This is a genomic window from Gordonia sp. NPDC003950, from assembly GCF_053605205.1.
The window spans coordinates 12,439-26,160 of sequence record NZ_JBSGIT010000021.1 but is presented as its reverse complement, the minus strand read 5'-3'; the positions used below and the strand labels follow the sequence as shown (position 1 = coordinate 26,160).

14 protein-coding genes are annotated in these 13,722 nt (G+C 62.1%); 9 read left to right on the top strand and 5 right to left on the bottom strand.

Annotated features, from left to right (window positions below; translation table 11 throughout):
- Positions 1–158 precede the first annotated feature (158 nt).
- Genes ACWETB_RS17795 through ACWETB_RS17780 form a run of 4 tightly spaced genes read left to right on the top strand, consistent with a single transcriptional unit; the run spans position 159 to position 1,694 of the window.
- Positions 159–563, top strand: coding sequence for a hypothetical protein (locus ACWETB_RS17795; RefSeq protein ID WP_452212613.1), 405 nt, complete (start codon positions 159–161; stop codon positions 561–563).
- 14 nt (positions 564–577) lie between these two features.
- A complete protein-coding gene (locus ACWETB_RS17790) occupies positions 578–826 on the top strand; it encodes a hypothetical protein (protein ID WP_452212611.1) in 249 nt (82 codons plus the stop codon).
- Positions 826–1,353 carry a hypothetical protein gene (locus ACWETB_RS17785; protein ID WP_452212609.1) on the top strand — a complete coding sequence of 176 codons (528 nt, stop codon included), beginning with the start codon at positions 826–828 and terminating at the stop codon, positions 1,351–1,353. Before ACWETB_RS17790 ends, ACWETB_RS17785 begins: the two co-directional genes overlap by 1 nt.
- On the top strand, positions 1,353–1,694 hold the full coding sequence (locus ACWETB_RS17780; protein WP_452212607.1) for an HNH endonuclease: 342 nt from the start codon (positions 1,353–1,355) through the stop codon (positions 1,692–1,694). The genes ACWETB_RS17785 and ACWETB_RS17780 overlap by 1 nt, the downstream gene beginning before the upstream one ends.
- A gap of 239 nt (positions 1,695–1,933) precedes the next feature.
- Here ACWETB_RS17780 and ACWETB_RS17775 read toward each other — a convergent pair whose 3' ends face one another.
- Positions 1,934–2,275: a hypothetical protein gene (locus ACWETB_RS17775; protein ID WP_452212605.1), complete on the bottom strand. Its 342-nt coding sequence runs from the start codon at positions 2,273–2,275 to the stop codon at positions 1,934–1,936.
- 272 nt (positions 2,276–2,547) lie between these two features.
- Between ACWETB_RS17775 and ACWETB_RS17770 the strand changes: the two genes are divergently transcribed.
- The 5 genes from ACWETB_RS17770 (at position 2,548) to ACWETB_RS17750 (ending at position 8,649) form a co-directional block, all read left to right on the top strand.
- Entirely contained in the window at positions 2,548–3,387 is an 840-nt protein-coding gene (locus ACWETB_RS17770; RefSeq protein ID WP_452212603.1) for a phage major capsid family protein, read from the top strand.
- 123 nt (positions 3,388–3,510) lie between these two features.
- A complete protein-coding gene (locus ACWETB_RS17765; RefSeq protein WP_452212601.1) occupies positions 3,511–3,945 on the top strand; it encodes a hypothetical protein in 435 nt (144 codons plus the stop codon).
- A gap of 601 nt (positions 3,946–4,546) precedes the next feature.
- A complete protein-coding gene (locus tag ACWETB_RS17760) occupies positions 4,547–4,750 on the top strand; it encodes a YgaP family membrane protein (RefSeq protein ID WP_449741849.1) in 204 nt (67 codons plus the stop codon).
- Between the two features lie 1,342 nt (positions 4,751–6,092).
- Positions 6,093–7,835, top strand: coding sequence for a beta-propeller fold lactonase family protein (locus tag ACWETB_RS17755; protein ID WP_452212599.1), 1,743 nt, complete (start codon positions 6,093–6,095; stop codon positions 7,833–7,835).
- Between the two features lie 100 nt (positions 7,836–7,935).
- A complete protein-coding gene (locus ACWETB_RS17750; protein ID WP_452212597.1) occupies positions 7,936–8,649 on the top strand; it encodes a hypothetical protein in 714 nt (237 codons plus the stop codon).
- A gap of 177 nt (positions 8,650–8,826) precedes the next feature.
- Here the strand turns inward: ACWETB_RS17750 and ACWETB_RS17745 are convergent, their stop codons facing one another.
- The 4 genes from ACWETB_RS17745 to ACWETB_RS17730 form a co-directional block, all read right to left on the bottom strand.
- Positions 8,827–9,129, bottom strand: a complete 303-nt coding sequence (locus tag ACWETB_RS17745; protein WP_452212595.1) for a hypothetical protein — start codon at positions 9,127–9,129, stop codon at positions 8,827–8,829.
- 60 nt (positions 9,130–9,189) lie between these two features.
- The gene (locus tag ACWETB_RS17740) at positions 9,190–9,600 is read right to left on the bottom strand and encodes a hypothetical protein (protein WP_452212593.1); all 411 of its coding nucleotides are present in this window, start codon (positions 9,598–9,600) and stop codon (positions 9,190–9,192) included.
- Positions 9,601–9,627: 27 nt separating this feature from the next.
- Positions 9,628–12,252 carry a magnesium-translocating P-type ATPase gene (gene mgtA / locus ACWETB_RS17735; protein ID WP_452212591.1) on the bottom strand — a complete coding sequence of 875 codons (2,625 nt, stop codon included), beginning with the start codon at positions 12,250–12,252 and terminating at the stop codon, positions 9,628–9,630.
- A gap of 62 nt (positions 12,253–12,314) precedes the next feature.
- Entirely contained in the window at positions 12,315–13,670 is a 1,356-nt protein-coding gene (locus tag ACWETB_RS17730) for an anaerobic C4-dicarboxylate transporter family protein (protein WP_449741855.1), read from the bottom strand.
- Positions 13,671–13,722: the final 52 nt, after the last annotated feature.

The following is a 13,722-nucleotide window of genomic DNA, read 5'->3' as shown; positions in this document are numbered from 1 at the left end:
GTAGTTCGTAACCTTCTCATATACCCCTACGCGACCAACCTTACTAAGAACCCTGCACACCCTGCATGACCTGGGGTTTTAGATTTTGACCTGCGGTTTTAGAACTGACCTCGGCTCTGCTGTGGTCAAGTAACATTAGCTAGGAAAGTTGAAAACACATGAACCACAACGTATTTCACACATTGGTGAGCTTGGATGAGACGACGATGGTGGTCAGGCACTCGGAAATTCGGCCGCACCCGGATTATTCCGGCGATGAGGCGATTTTGCGCGGAAAAGTTTGCGAGTGGACGGAAGTCCTGAAAAAGAAACCCGGAAGTCTCGCCTGGTGGCCTGTGAGCGTGTCTTATCCCGATTCTGGCGGTTCGGCGGGTCAAACATGGGGACGAATGGCCGTGAGGCCGGGAGATCGGCCCACAAAGGCTTTCAGGGTGCAGCAAATGCCGCTAGATGAGCACTACGCGGACGAGGTAGACGTGAATGAGGTTGCAGACCCGTTTGCAGAGGACGGAGAGCCGCAAACAACGGTTTTCCTGAATCCTCGTAGCGGCGGCGATGAATAACGGAGTTGAAGGCGATGACCTTGTGGGATATATCGGCGAAGGCGCGAAAGAAAATCATCCTCGAACTTGCGGCGCTGCGCGATGAAGACGCGGTGAGTCGAGAGGACTTGTTAGAAATAATTCGGCAGGAGAAGTACCGCAATGCTCAACTACTGCGGAAGATAGGCGCGCAGGCGCAACGAATAGGGTTGCTGCGCAATATGATAACTGAATACACAAACAATTTAATCGATGCACTCGAAAATATGGAAAGGCAGGAATAATGACGAATAATGTTGGTAATGACCAGGATACACTGCACACCGAAGATGAGGGCGGCGATGAGCACAGCACCGATACTGTTGATACTGATAGCGGTTCTGTCGGTGATGGTGGGCAGGATGATCGGGGCAATGATGGTTCGGGATCGGGCGATGAGTCGGGGAAGGGCAAAGCAAGTAGGCAAGCCGCGCGTTATCGCAGTGAGAGGAACCAAGCGCGTGAGCAAGTAGTGGCGTTGCAAGAGCAGATTGTTTCAGGTATGGCAGAGAGCGAAGGCGTGAAAGGTGCTGCGTTGCTTGGGTATCTGAAATCGGGCGGTAAGAGCGTGGCTGACCTCGTGGATAGTGAGACTGGTCAGGTGAGTAGTGAAAAGGTCAGCGAGACAATCGGAGTCATGCGCAATGATTGGGGACTAAGGTCTGTGCCTAGTGTTGATCGGGACTTGGGCAGAACAGATCAGGATGGAAAGGGCAGCGGTGATGCTGGCGCTGATTGGGCACGGGCATTCGGGCCGCGTGAAGTGGAGTAATGATGAGAACGCGCGGAAGTGGTTGGAGTGCAAGCAATATCGACATTCCGCCGAAGCTGAGAGATGCCATATGGCGACGTGATCGGGGCATTTGTCAGGGTTGTGGGCGCAAAGTGCGGAAAGGCGCAAAAGGCGTTGCAGGCGGGTCGATTGACCACATTAGGAACGTGGCAGAGGGCGGAGAGCGTCTATCGCGGGATAACCTGCAATTGTTGTGTGGCAATAGCTTTACGGGTTGTCATGGGAAAAAGACCAGGTCAGAGCAGAATCGGGGCAAAAAGCGCAGGTCAGAGCGCGGAAAGTGCTTGGATGATGACAAACACCCTGGTTTGCTCTGGTAATAAGCGATGATGCACGAAAAGTGGTGTGAATAGCCATAATTCGCGGATTTCGAATGTTTCAGTGGCTTATCGGTGCAAATGTGCTGGTAAGTCGCTGTGATAGCCGAAATGTGGTGTGCGACCAGGGAAAACGTGGGGGATACCCCCATACCCGCAGGTCACAGGCAACGGAGGGCTTTGACCAGCGTCTTCCACGCAAATCATGCAATCCCGTTATATTGTGAAATACGTTGGGGCACTTAGTCATCCCACTCGATTTCTAGCTCGGCATCGTCCAAGTCTTCCCACTCGATTTCGTCGTCTTCCACGACCATTTCAGTGCTATTACGTTGACCCTGTGGTGATGTTTCTTTGGTCTGCTCACCGACTAAGCGCAACAACCGCTTTCGGCGCTTTCCCTCGAAATAGTCCAGTATCTCAATCTGCCCTTGACGATTCAGCGATGAGACGAGGTTTCGGACTACCTGTGCGTGAGTCTTAGGGCGGTTTTCAGGGTCCGGCCACAGTGCGACCACCATATCCTCACGAGAGAGCCAATGAGGAAAAGAAAGCGCAGCTAGAAAGCGTTCTGGCATCGACATGGGCCACAGATTACACCGTAACCGCTGATTTCAGCGTTTACCCTGCTCACGCCCGGTTTGCCCCGAAATAGTCGCGCGATGGGCGGATATTGGTGTACGGTCGTCCCTATTCGTCGTCTGTGGCGACGGATTCTAAAGGCATCACCTGTGGTGAGGTCTCACTAATTGCACACGAGAACAACGAATGTTGTTATCGGTCAACGTATTTGGGTCTGTGGCCCTTTTGCCGGCCGAATTGCTGTGCGCTCGAATTGTTAAGTGAGACAACAGAAATGACTAATAAGACTACCAACGCGGCATTTTCTCCTGACCAGGTTTCGACCTTCGCGGCGCAGGAGATTCTAGGGGATTCGCTCTATCTGACTCAGACCACCAAGGGCGGGGAAATCCTCGGTGACGTCCCTAGTCTTAGGATTCCGGTCGTGAATGACGCAGACGCAGCGGAATTCGTGAATGAGGGAACCGCTATCACGCCCGAAGACGTGGGACTCGATGAGGAAGTGATTCAGGTTCGGCGCATTTCCCGACTGGTCAAGCTCTCCGATGAGAGCTACGGGCAGGGCAATGCCGCTGGTGCGGTTGCGGATTCGGTGAAGAATGACCTTGTGCGGCGTGCTGATCTGGCACTCATCGCACAGGCCGCGCCGGTTGCTCCCGCGATTGCTCCCTCTGTGGGAATCGTGAACACTCCCGGAATTCTCGATGATTACGAGGTTGGCGCAGACCTTGAACCGCTCGTGCAGGCATACGCGGATATTGTCGAAAACAACGGAGCACCAACGGGTCTGATTCTCTCGCCTGGTGCATTCGTCCATCTGTACGGCAGCATGAAAGAGGCCACCGGATCGAACAAGGGTCTACTCAGTGCCGCAACGGATTCGCCAGAGAGTGCGATTCTGGGACTTCCCCGCGTGGTCTCGAATGCTGTGCCAGCGGGAACCGGTCTCATCATCGACCGTACCGCGATTGTGTCCGCGTATTCGTCTGTGCAACTAGCGACTTCGACTGACGCATATTTCGCAGAGGTCGTGACCGCTGTGAGGGCTTTGTGGTACGTGGGCCACAAGTGCGTCCGGCCACAGAAGATCGCGAAGTTCACGATTGCCGCGTGATCGCCTCACGCTGATCTGACCACTAGGTCAGTGAAAAGGTGCCCGGAAGGCTCTCGGTTGACATGCCCCACAAGGGAAGTCGCCGGGAGCCTTTCGGCTCTGTGACTGACAGGAGACTATACAATGACTGACACACCAATCGCACCAACGGATTTCGAGGGATTCCTAGACGCAGAGGTAGACGGGGGACCGTCTGCCGATGTGCTGAGCAAGCGCATTGCGTCAACGTGGGCACGAGTCCGCAAACTGGCACCTTGCCTGAACGATGAGTCTTTCGAGCTTGCCGACGACGACACGGAGATTCTGCGGGACACCATGCGGAACGTGATCCTACGGGCCATTGACCGGGGCAGCGGAGCGGTACGCAGCGAAACATCTGGTGAGTACAGCCAGACACTCGTGTCGGACGTTTCGATTTTTCGCCCCGATGAGATTCGGGAGATTCAAGCGCTGTGCGGTAACGCGGGATCGCGCGGGAAGGCATCGACCGTGCCGACGTGGGTAGCGGACCCGGTGCCCGAACATCACCCGTTCGTCACTGGCGACGACGCGTTCTGACGCTCTCAGATCAACGCTGACGGACTAGCGGCCACTCTCCCGGCTGAGTACCCCTGTGGGACGGTTCTCGATCTCACAGTCGATCTCACAATCGGGTACGGGTGGCCGCTGGTGCCGGTTGTGGCGACAAGTGGTGTTATTGCTGGTGAAGACACTTTTTCGGCCACATTCTCACACATGCTGAGACACGTCCGGTTATCTTCCCAAGCTGAATACGCGGGTTCGATTCCCGTCATCGGCTCTCACGTCACCGAGCCGAAGCCGGCCGGTATGGATTGAAGACCGCCGCTCAGCGCCACAGCTCAGTTTGTGGCCATTCCCAGTACGCGGTAGATGGGCAGAACCCCCGGCAGCGGTCACCAGCATGATCACGGCACCAGCAGGATGACGCCCAGCAAGCGGCCCGCCTCGACGACGACCCCGCGGATCGGCGCAACGATGCCTGCCACTCCCCCGGATGACCCAGGTCGAGGGTCGACTCGTTTGTCTTCATCGTCGCTTCCTCTTCTGACTGCAAGGAGCCAAATACCCATGGGGGTATATGATATTGTCTCGTCGGATACCCCATGGGGTATATACCGGCCCGAGAGGACTCCCCAGAATGACCATCGACCGCGCCGTCCTGATCATGGCCGGCACCATGATCCTGATTTCGGTGGCGCTCGGCGCCTTCGTTTCCGGATATTGGCTGTGGCTGACGGGGTTCGTCGGCCTCAACCTCCTGCAGTCCTCGTTCACCGGATTCTGTCCTGCGGCCTTTGTGTTCAAGAAGCTCGGCCTCAAGCCCGGGGTAGCCTTCACCTGACTCGGGCGCGGCGGCCCGCCACCTGCTGTTCGCGTTGCACCCACTTGTCCACGGCTCCGAGGTGGGCCGTGACGGCGAGAGACGTTCGCCGCACCGTTGTGGATGGCGGCCCACCTCAACGCGATGGCCGGGTTGGCCCTCATCGCCATCGCCTGCGATTCCTCCCCAGCGCAGCTCGGCTCCGCAACCGACCACGTGGCCAGAGGCGTCGCTTCTGCTTCCGGCTAAGGCACCGTCGCAACCCCCAGATCCCACCGCAAGAGTCCACGCCGCGCGGTGCGGTTCAACGCTGATGCGCAACAACATTGACATCCAACGGAGATCTACCTCGTAGTAGCGCAATGCCGGGCCGACCGTAGACCCAACGCCTCCGGTCATCGAGGACTACTCACGTCGCCGACCGTGACCCAGATCGCCGCCGCCGGCACGAACAGGTAGATACCCATCTTCTCGGCATCGTCCCCCTGATGAGCGTCGGCCGGCCGATCCCGAAGCGGTCTGCGGTGTCTTGCGGGTCTGGTCGATGGGTCTCTGTGCAGGATGGTCGGGGCGACCGCGGCGTGGCGCTTCATCCGGCCCGCTACCGTTCCGATGCCCCCCAAAGATGGGGCTTGGCGGCTCCTCGTCGTACTGGAATCGTCGTCTTCGCGGCGCACCGCACCCAAGGCCCGCAGGGCCTGCCGACATAACCGCGAGGACGCACGATGACCAGAGGCCGATGCAGTGGATCGACACGTAAGTTCCGAGCAGGTCTGGCGGGCATAGGGATTGGGACTGCGCTCTGGTGGGGTGGCCAGGCTGGCGTCATGTCGACGGCCACCGCAGAACCGGTGGATTCGTCGAGCTCGACGTCGAGCATCCAGAGCGATCAGCAGTCAACGACCTCGGATCAGACCGCTGGCACCGACCTCGCCACGGAGCTCGACACACAACCGTCATCGACGGCCGAGACCGACGTGACCTCCGACCCGACCGGACCGACAAATCTCGACCAGACTCCCACCGAGGAGCCGAGCACAGCAACCACCGCGACCAGCGAGGAACCCACCGCGGATTCCGGAGTGACAGTAAAACCCACTGCGGCACAGAATCAAACACCCACTGGTGCCGATGTGCAGGTGACGCCTTCGGTGTCACCGTCCGGCTCTCCCACGACCCCGACGTCGCCTCCGTTATCGGTGGACGTCCCACCAAACTCACTGCAGCGCAACTCCGACGACGCGGCGGGCATGGACACGCTTCAGCGGAATCCGCAACCCCGTACATGATCACAGCGAGCGATTTCTCGGAGCCGGAAGCCTCGCAGACATCGTCGACCGTCGTAGGCGAGGAACCTGCACCGGTGACCACGGATCACGGTGTCCGCGTGGTGAACGCACCGACGCAGTTGGTGGCGAACCTCCTGAGCGCACTGGGATTCAATCCGCTCGCCGCTACCGACCCCACCACGCCGCCTCCGGCTCCTGCACTGGTATTCGTCTGGGCCGCTTGGCATCAGGTCAATCGCAAGTTCTTCAATTCCTATCCGGCGATGTCGTCGACGTCACAGCTCGTCGACCCCACCACCGGCGTGGTCACCGGATCGCTCGGTGCCACCGATTCCGACGGCGATGTACTGACCTACACCGTGCTCACCCAACCCGAACACGAGACAGTGGTGATGTATCCGGACGGAACGTATTCCTACACAACCGATCCCGACTACGTGCTCGGGTTGTCCGACCCGTCTAGCACCGCCGCGACCACGGATTCGTTCATAGTCACGGCGTCTGATGAGACACCGGTCAACGGCGCGCACTGGCACCTGCTCTCGGCGACACCGTCGTCGGGGCAGACCACAACCGTGACCGTACCGATCATCGCGCCGCAGGCAGTCAACCACGCCCCGACCATCACGTCCTCGACCTCGACGAGCAGCTCGATCGGCGCGTCGACGATGATCATCACTGATCAGTCGGTCAACAGCCCCTATCGATGGCCGTGGGGTGTCACCCCGCTCACCGCCGACGGCACCAAGGTTGCCGTCGTCAATTTCGGAGCCAACACCGTGACCTTCCGCGACATCGCCGCCGGAACGAAATCGACCGTCCAGGTGGGCGAGGCACCGATTCATCTCGTGATGAGTCCGGACGGTTCGCGCGCGTACGTGAACACCTTTGCCGGTGTTGCCGTGATCGACATGAGTACCGGCGCCGTGACCGAGATCCCGCCGGGAGGCGACACCTGGGATCTGGCGATGACACCGGACGGCGGGCTGCTCTACGTGACCACAGGCTCGGGTAACCAAGTGTCGGTCATCGACGCCTCGACCAACACAACTGTCACGACGATTCCATTGACCTACCCATATGGTGTGGCCATCGCCCCGGATGGCGGATACGCCTACGTCACCAGCGACACCGACCCGGGCACAGTCTCGGTGATCGACACGTCCTCCAACACCATCGTGAAGACGATCGACGTCGGTACCAGCCCGGAGTCCGTCGTGATCTCGCCCGATGGCACGACCCTGTACGTTGCCAACGAGCAGACGGTGTCGATCGTCGCCATCGACCCGTCGAATCCCGACAATGACACAGTGACAGCCACGATTTCAGGCATCGGCAATCCCAACGCACTCGCGGTCAGCCCCGACGGGAAACGTCTCTACGTCGCGACGCAGGATTCCATCACGTCCATCGACACCCTCACCCGGGACGTCGTCAGCACCACCGCGATCTTCAACCCACGGGACGTTGCGGTCAGCCCGAATGGCACCACGCTCTACGCCACCAGCTTCGCCGACGGCATCCTGGTGATGCCCATCGGAGTGGTCGGCCAGGTCACCGCCACCGACGAGGATCCGGGCGACACCATCACCTACCAGATCACCACCCAGCCGACGAACGGCATCGTCACCCTGGACCCGAGCACCGGCCAATGGCTGTACACCACCAACACGCCCCGCGCGATCACCGCCGACTCCTTCGTCGTCACCGCATCCGACAGTCGTGGCCTGTCCACGTCGACGACGGTGACCATCCCCGCCGCCGGTCCCACTGTCACAGCCGGGAACACGGCCGAACAAAGCTCGCCATCGGTGTGACGACGGCTGCCGACGCAGAATGGCGACGCAGCGGTTGACCTTTTGTGATCACTGCTCTCTAATTGAGAGAGCAGTGCTCACAACTACGACGGGTGAACCCATGACGCCGCACATGCCACGCACCGCAACTTCGACATCGGCCGCATCGGGCGTCGCGACGATCATTGCGGGAGTGATGTTCACCTTGTACCCACTGATCCGCGGCTTCGGTTGCGAAGAGGGCCGCGCCGGCGCCGAGGCGTTCGCCGCACCCTCGTGGATGACGGCCCACCTGTGCGCCATGACCGGATTCGTGCTGATCGCCGTCGCCCTGCGCTTCCTCCCGAGCGCAGGTTCGGCGCTGGAGTTGACCGCATGGCTGGCGGCGTCGTTTCTGCTGCCGTACTACGGCGCCGAGGCCTACGGACTCACCGCGCTCGGACACTGGGCCCGCGACAACGGAAACTACGACGCGCTGGCGATCGCGGACGGATTTCGCTACGCCTGGGTCCCGATGATCACCTTCGGTATCGGCTGGTTCTTGCTGGCCGCGGTGGGCATCGCGCTGATCGTGCACGCGGCGCGGAAACGCGGCGGCCCGGCCATGGACCGGCTGGGCGCGACGCTCTCCGGTCTCGGTCTCACCCTTTTCCTACCGGTGTTCTTCGTGCCCGGCGCCCTCCGGATCGCCCACGGGATCGTTCTCGCCGTCGGGCTGATCATCTGGGGCGTTGCCGTGCTGATCGGGAATCAGCCCACGAGCCGGGCACGGGGCGAGACCGAAGACGAGGCCAACCCGTCTCGTAAGTATCGCCAAGCGTCATCGCTACCATGATCATTCACGGCGCAGCCCGTCCACCCCGGGGTGCGGCGAGTCCGTTCTTATGGGCGATCCACCCGCGGCATCCGGATGTCCACCACGACGACGTCCAGGCGTGGTTCCCGTGCCAACCGCACCGCCTCGGCACCATCACCGGCCTCGCCCACCACCTCGAGATCCGGGGTGGAACGATCAGAATCCGGAAGGTCTCACGTAGGAGCGCCGTTGTCCGGCAACCGACCGACCCGCAGTTCCCCGCCCACCGACTGTGCGCGTTCCCGCATGCCAACAAGACCGAAGCCCGATTCCCGGATCGGCGCACCCGCCGCCGCGTTGCCGGTCGGTTCCCAGGACCAACTCGATCGGCTCACCCTCGACGGTGAGATCGACGCGCACACCGGCGTCGGCCGCCGCCGTCAGCAGATCGGGAAGCTGCGCCAACCCGGGTGCCGAGCGCGGGGCAGCGTCGGGCTCGTCCTCCGGAGCGCGCAGCACGCGGACGATTGCCCACGGTCAGGCCAAGCATCAGCGCCGGCGCCCACGGTCAGGCTCACCTCAGCGGCCGCGATGCAGGTCAGCTTGGCTGACCACGAGCCGGGCGGCACGGTGGACACACAGGCCCGTCCACACCGCCGAGATGAGCGCGATCACCAGCAATTCGCCTGTCACCCATCGCAATCCGGCCCCGGTGATCATGTTCGACGGATCCTGGACGATGAGGACCGCGGCTCCCACCGCCAGCGCCCCGACCACAGCCGACGGCCAGGCGGCGCGGGTCTCGAGGTGATGTTTCTCGTCGATGACCTCGGCGGCACGCCACGGGCCGGGTGACCCCGACCGGTCGTTGAGTTGGGACAGGGCGACGAAGAGATCCGGATTCCGACGGGGCTGGGTGGAGCGACGATAGGACTGCACCCACGCGCTCACCGCGACCATGGCGATGACGACGAGGGAGAGGTAGAGCACACCCCAGCCTAACCCCGCAGAGCGCCGTCAACGCCGGACGGCGGTGAATCGGGACCGCCGACGTTCCAGGTGGTGTTCGTGTCCACGCCATCGCGACGGAGGCTGCGCCCGGAACTCGGCGCCCGAATAGTAGATGCGCTTGGCGAACTCCACGTTCACCAGATACGCCACCACCATGGCGAGCAGAAAGAGATAGAACCCGAGCGGCAATCCGACAAATCCCAGCGGACCGGCCAGCGGGGTGAAGGGTAAGGCCACCGCGATCGCGAGCACACTCAGGACCGCGAGAACCAAGACCGTCGCCGGACGACTTCGGAGGAACGGGATGCGGCGGGTGCGGATCGCGAAGACGATGAGAGTCTGCGTGGCGAGGGATTCCACGAACCATGCGGTGTGAAACTCCGATGCGTGCGCGTGAAAGATGTTGATCAGAGCGGCGAACGTGAGGAAATCGAACAGCGAACTGATCGGCCCGAAGAAGAGCATGAACCGCCGGATCGCCGCGATGTCCCAATGCGACGGCGACCGCAGGTACTCCGGATCGACACGGTCACCGGGGATGGCAAGCTGACTGGCGTCGTAGAGCAGGTTGTTCAGCAGGATCTGACTCGGCAGCATCGGCAGGAACGGCAGGAACGCGGATGCGCCTGCGGCACTGAACATGTTGCCGAAGTTGCTCGACGCGCTCATCTGCACGTACTTGATGGTGTTCGCGAAGGTCCGACGCCCCTCCGCGACCCCGCGGGCGAGCACACCCAGATCCTTCTCCAGCAGAACGACATCCGCCGAATCCTTGGCGACATCGGTGGCACTGTCGACGGAGATCCCCACGTCGGCGCGGTGAAGGGCCAGGGCGTCGTTGACCCCATCGCCCAGAAAGGCGACGGCCTGCCCGTGCTGCCGCAACGATGCGACGATCCGTGCCTTCTGATCCGGCGTCACGCGGGCGAAGATGGTGCGGTCGTGCACCGTTCGCGCGAACTCGTCGTCGTCGAGGCGGTCCAGTTCGGGTCCGGTGATGGCACCCCCGGAGACCATTCCGAGGTCGGCGGCCACCTTCTCGGCCACCACCACGTTGTCGCCGGTGGCCACCTTCACCGTGATGTGCAGGTCGGCGAGCTGTTGCAATGATTGCGCCGCAGAGGCTTTCGGTCGATCGAGGAACTCCAGGAAACCCGTCAGGGTGAGTTCACGTTCATCGTCGTCGCCGATGGCGTCACGATCGGCAGGCATCTCACGCGTGGCCAGCGCGACGACCCGCGACCCCTGCGCGAACAGACCATCCAAGGTGCGTTGCGCCTCCGGGACGACGACCGAGCAGCGTTGCAGGATCCGTTCCGGGGCACCCTTGACCACGAGGATGTGTCGCCCCTGCGGGTCGATGGAGATGGCCGACGCCATCTGCCGGACATGATCGAAGGGGCGACTGGCCACCCGCCGGTAGCCCGCGATGCCCTCGGTCACCCCACCGGCACCCGACCACAGCGCCGCGTCGAGCTCATTGCCGCCGGAAACACCGTGCGCTGCATCCGAATCCGTCGACAACAGACCGGTCACCAGCACCGACTCATCGCTGCGGCCGTCGGCCGACAACGCGTCGACGAAGGTGATGTGCCCTTCGGTCAGGGTGCCGGTCTTGTCGGTCAGCAGGATGTCGATGTCCCCGAGGTCCTCGATCGCCACCAACCGCTTGACCAACACCTTCGCGTCCGCGAGCCGCCGGGACCCGGCAGCCAACGCCGTGGTCACGACGGCGGGCAGCAGTTGCGGAGTGATCCCCACGGCGATGGCGAGAGCGAAGAGCATCGACTGAATGAGGGGACGCCCCAGAATCAGATTCGCCGCGATGATGAAGATGGTCAGCAGCACCGCCACCTGCAACAACAGTACCGAGAATTTGGACAGGCCCTTCTGGAAGGCGGTTTGGGGTGCATCGTCGCCGAGTCCTGCCGCCACCGAGCCGAACTCGGCACGCACCCCGGTCGCGACGACGATGCCGGTGCCGTTTCCGGCCTCGACGACGGTCCCCATGAACGCACAGTTGGAGCGTTCGGCCAGCGGCGTGTCCGCGGGCAACGGGTCGACCTGTTTGACCGCCGCCGTCGACTCGCCGGTCAGCACTCCCTCGTTGCACTCGAGGTCGGTGACCTCGATGAGCCGAAGATCGGCCGGGACGATCTGGCCGAGCACGATACGGACCACATCGCCCACCACCAGTTCCGCGACGTCGACGGTTGTGGCCTGCCCCGACCGCAGCGCCGTCGTGCTGTGGTGGACGCGATCGTGCAGCGACTCGGTCGCCTTCGCGGCACGGTATTCGTTGACGAAGCCGCCCAGCACGCTGGCCGCGAGGATGACCCCGATGACGGCGGCGTCGTTCCGATCACCCAGGACGGCCGCGAGGATGGCGGTCACGATCAGCAGAAGCATCAGTGCGCTGCGGAACTGGTTGAGGAGAATGTGAAGCGGGCGGACACGCACTGTGCGCAGCACGTTCGGTCCGTCGCGGCCCAGCCGGGCTGCCGCCTCGCCCGAGTCGAGGCCGGCCGGGTCACTGTGGACTGCCGCGACCACGTCGGCCGCGGTGGCCGCCCAGACCGGATCCGAGGTCGGGGTGACACGCGGTGGGCGATGGGAAGGTGCCGAAGGCATGAGCCGATTCTGCTACTCGGGACGAGGATCCGTCACCGACTTCTCGCCGCCGGCCATCGGCTTCAGTAGACCAACAGCTGAAGTCCGAGTCCGACGGCCACCGAGAAGACCGCACATAGCAGCATCGGCACCAGGAACGAGCCGTTGACGAGGAATGACCCCTGCTTGGTCGAGCCGGTCTTGTCGGTGAGGATGCACGCCTGACCCAGACCACTCATCGACGCCAGCAGATTGTTGCCGACCGTCGCACCCAGCATGCCGGTCATCGGTCCCACCGACAGGCCGGCGGTCAACGCCGCCGGAATGAGGATGGCGACCGCCGCGGACTGGCTCTGGATCAGCGCGGTCAGCAGGAACAGGATGACCGCGAACAGGACGACGGACACACCGAGCGCGCTGTTGACGAATCGGACCACCTCGTCCATGTGATCGTTGAGGATCGTGCCGGCCAGCACCGGCACCGACACCAGCAGCAGCACGGCGACGAGGCCGGTACCGATGATCGGTTGATCCAGCACCGGTTGGGTTTTCACCTTGCAGATCACCATGATCAGACCGGCGACGGCAAACATGATGATCGGGATCAAAAAGGTCATCGACACGGTGTTCACCACGAGCGTTCCGTCGTCCCGGGACACCTCGTAGGTGGGCCGCAGGCTCTGGAAGAGTCCGAGCACCACTCCGATGACGACGCCGGCCAGGAAGATGTAGGCGCTCCACGCCGCGCGGGGCGGCAGCGGTTCGCGTTCGTCGTCATCGGTGCCGACATGCGGCGGTTCGACCTCCCCGTCGGCCAATCGTCGCTGATATTCCGGATCATCGTCGAGGTCCTTGCCGAGCCGGGACATGACCAGCGATGTCAGGATTGTCGCAATCAGGGTCGAGGGAATGGTGACGAGCAGGATCTTGCCGAGCGAGTTGCCCTCGTCCTCGGTCTGGGTCAGGAATACATAGGTCACCGCTGCCACTGGACTCGCCAACAATGCCATCTGACACACCGTGGTGGCCGTGGCCAGAATCCGTTCGGGCCGAATCTTCGCCGAATAGGAGACCTCGTACATGATCGGGATGAGCGCGAAGGTGATGTTTCCGGTACCGGACATGACGGTGAACAGCCACACCACCAGCGGTCCCACCACGGGAATCTGCTTGGGATGCTTGCGTAACGCCTTCTCCGCAACGCGCACAAGGTATTCCATACCGCCGGCCGCACTCATGGCGGCGCTGGCACAGATCACCGCCAGAATGACGAAGATCGCCGTCAGAGGCGGGGAGGCGGGCCGCAGGCGCATGAATTCGACGAGAATGAATACAGAGACGCCGGACATACCGACCAATGCCAACGGCCCGTACTTCGCACCGACCGCCAGGGGAACGAGAAACAGCACGATTTGAGCGATGACATACAGCGAGTACACCGGTGACCCCCTTCGACGCCGCGTTGTGAGAATGCGATGACAGCGAGCGCAA

Bases quoted from the DNA above. Each gene is read 5' to 3' on its own strand.
- ACWETB_RS17795 (WP_452212613.1), top strand. From the start codon at position 159: ATGAACCACAACGTATTTCACACATTGGTGAGCTTGGATGAGACGACG.
- ACWETB_RS17790 (WP_452212611.1), top strand. From the start codon at position 578: ATGACCTTGTGGGATATATCGGCGAAGGCGCGAAAGAAAATCATCCTC.
- ACWETB_RS17785 (WP_452212609.1), top strand. From the start codon at position 826: ATGACGAATAATGTTGGTAATGACCAGGATACACTGCACACCGAAGAT.
- ACWETB_RS17780 (WP_452212607.1), top strand. From the start codon at position 1,353: ATGATGAGAACGCGCGGAAGTGGTTGGAGTGCAAGCAATATCGACATT.
- ACWETB_RS17775 (WP_452212605.1), bottom strand. From the start codon at position 2,275: ATGTCGATGCCAGAACGCTTTCTAGCTGCGCTTTCTTTTCCTCATTGG.
- ACWETB_RS17770 (WP_452212603.1), top strand. From the start codon at position 2,548: ATGACTAATAAGACTACCAACGCGGCATTTTCTCCTGACCAGGTTTCG.
- ACWETB_RS17765 (WP_452212601.1), top strand. From the start codon at position 3,511: ATGACTGACACACCAATCGCACCAACGGATTTCGAGGGATTCCTAGAC.
- ACWETB_RS17760 (WP_449741849.1), top strand. From the start codon at position 4,547: ATGACCATCGACCGCGCCGTCCTGATCATGGCCGGCACCATGATCCTG.
- ACWETB_RS17750 (WP_452212597.1), top strand. From the start codon at position 7,936: ATGACGCCGCACATGCCACGCACCGCAACTTCGACATCGGCCGCATCG.
- mgtA (WP_452212591.1), bottom strand. From the start codon at position 12,252: ATGCCTTCGGCACCTTCCCATCGCCCACCGCGTGTCACCCCGACCTCG.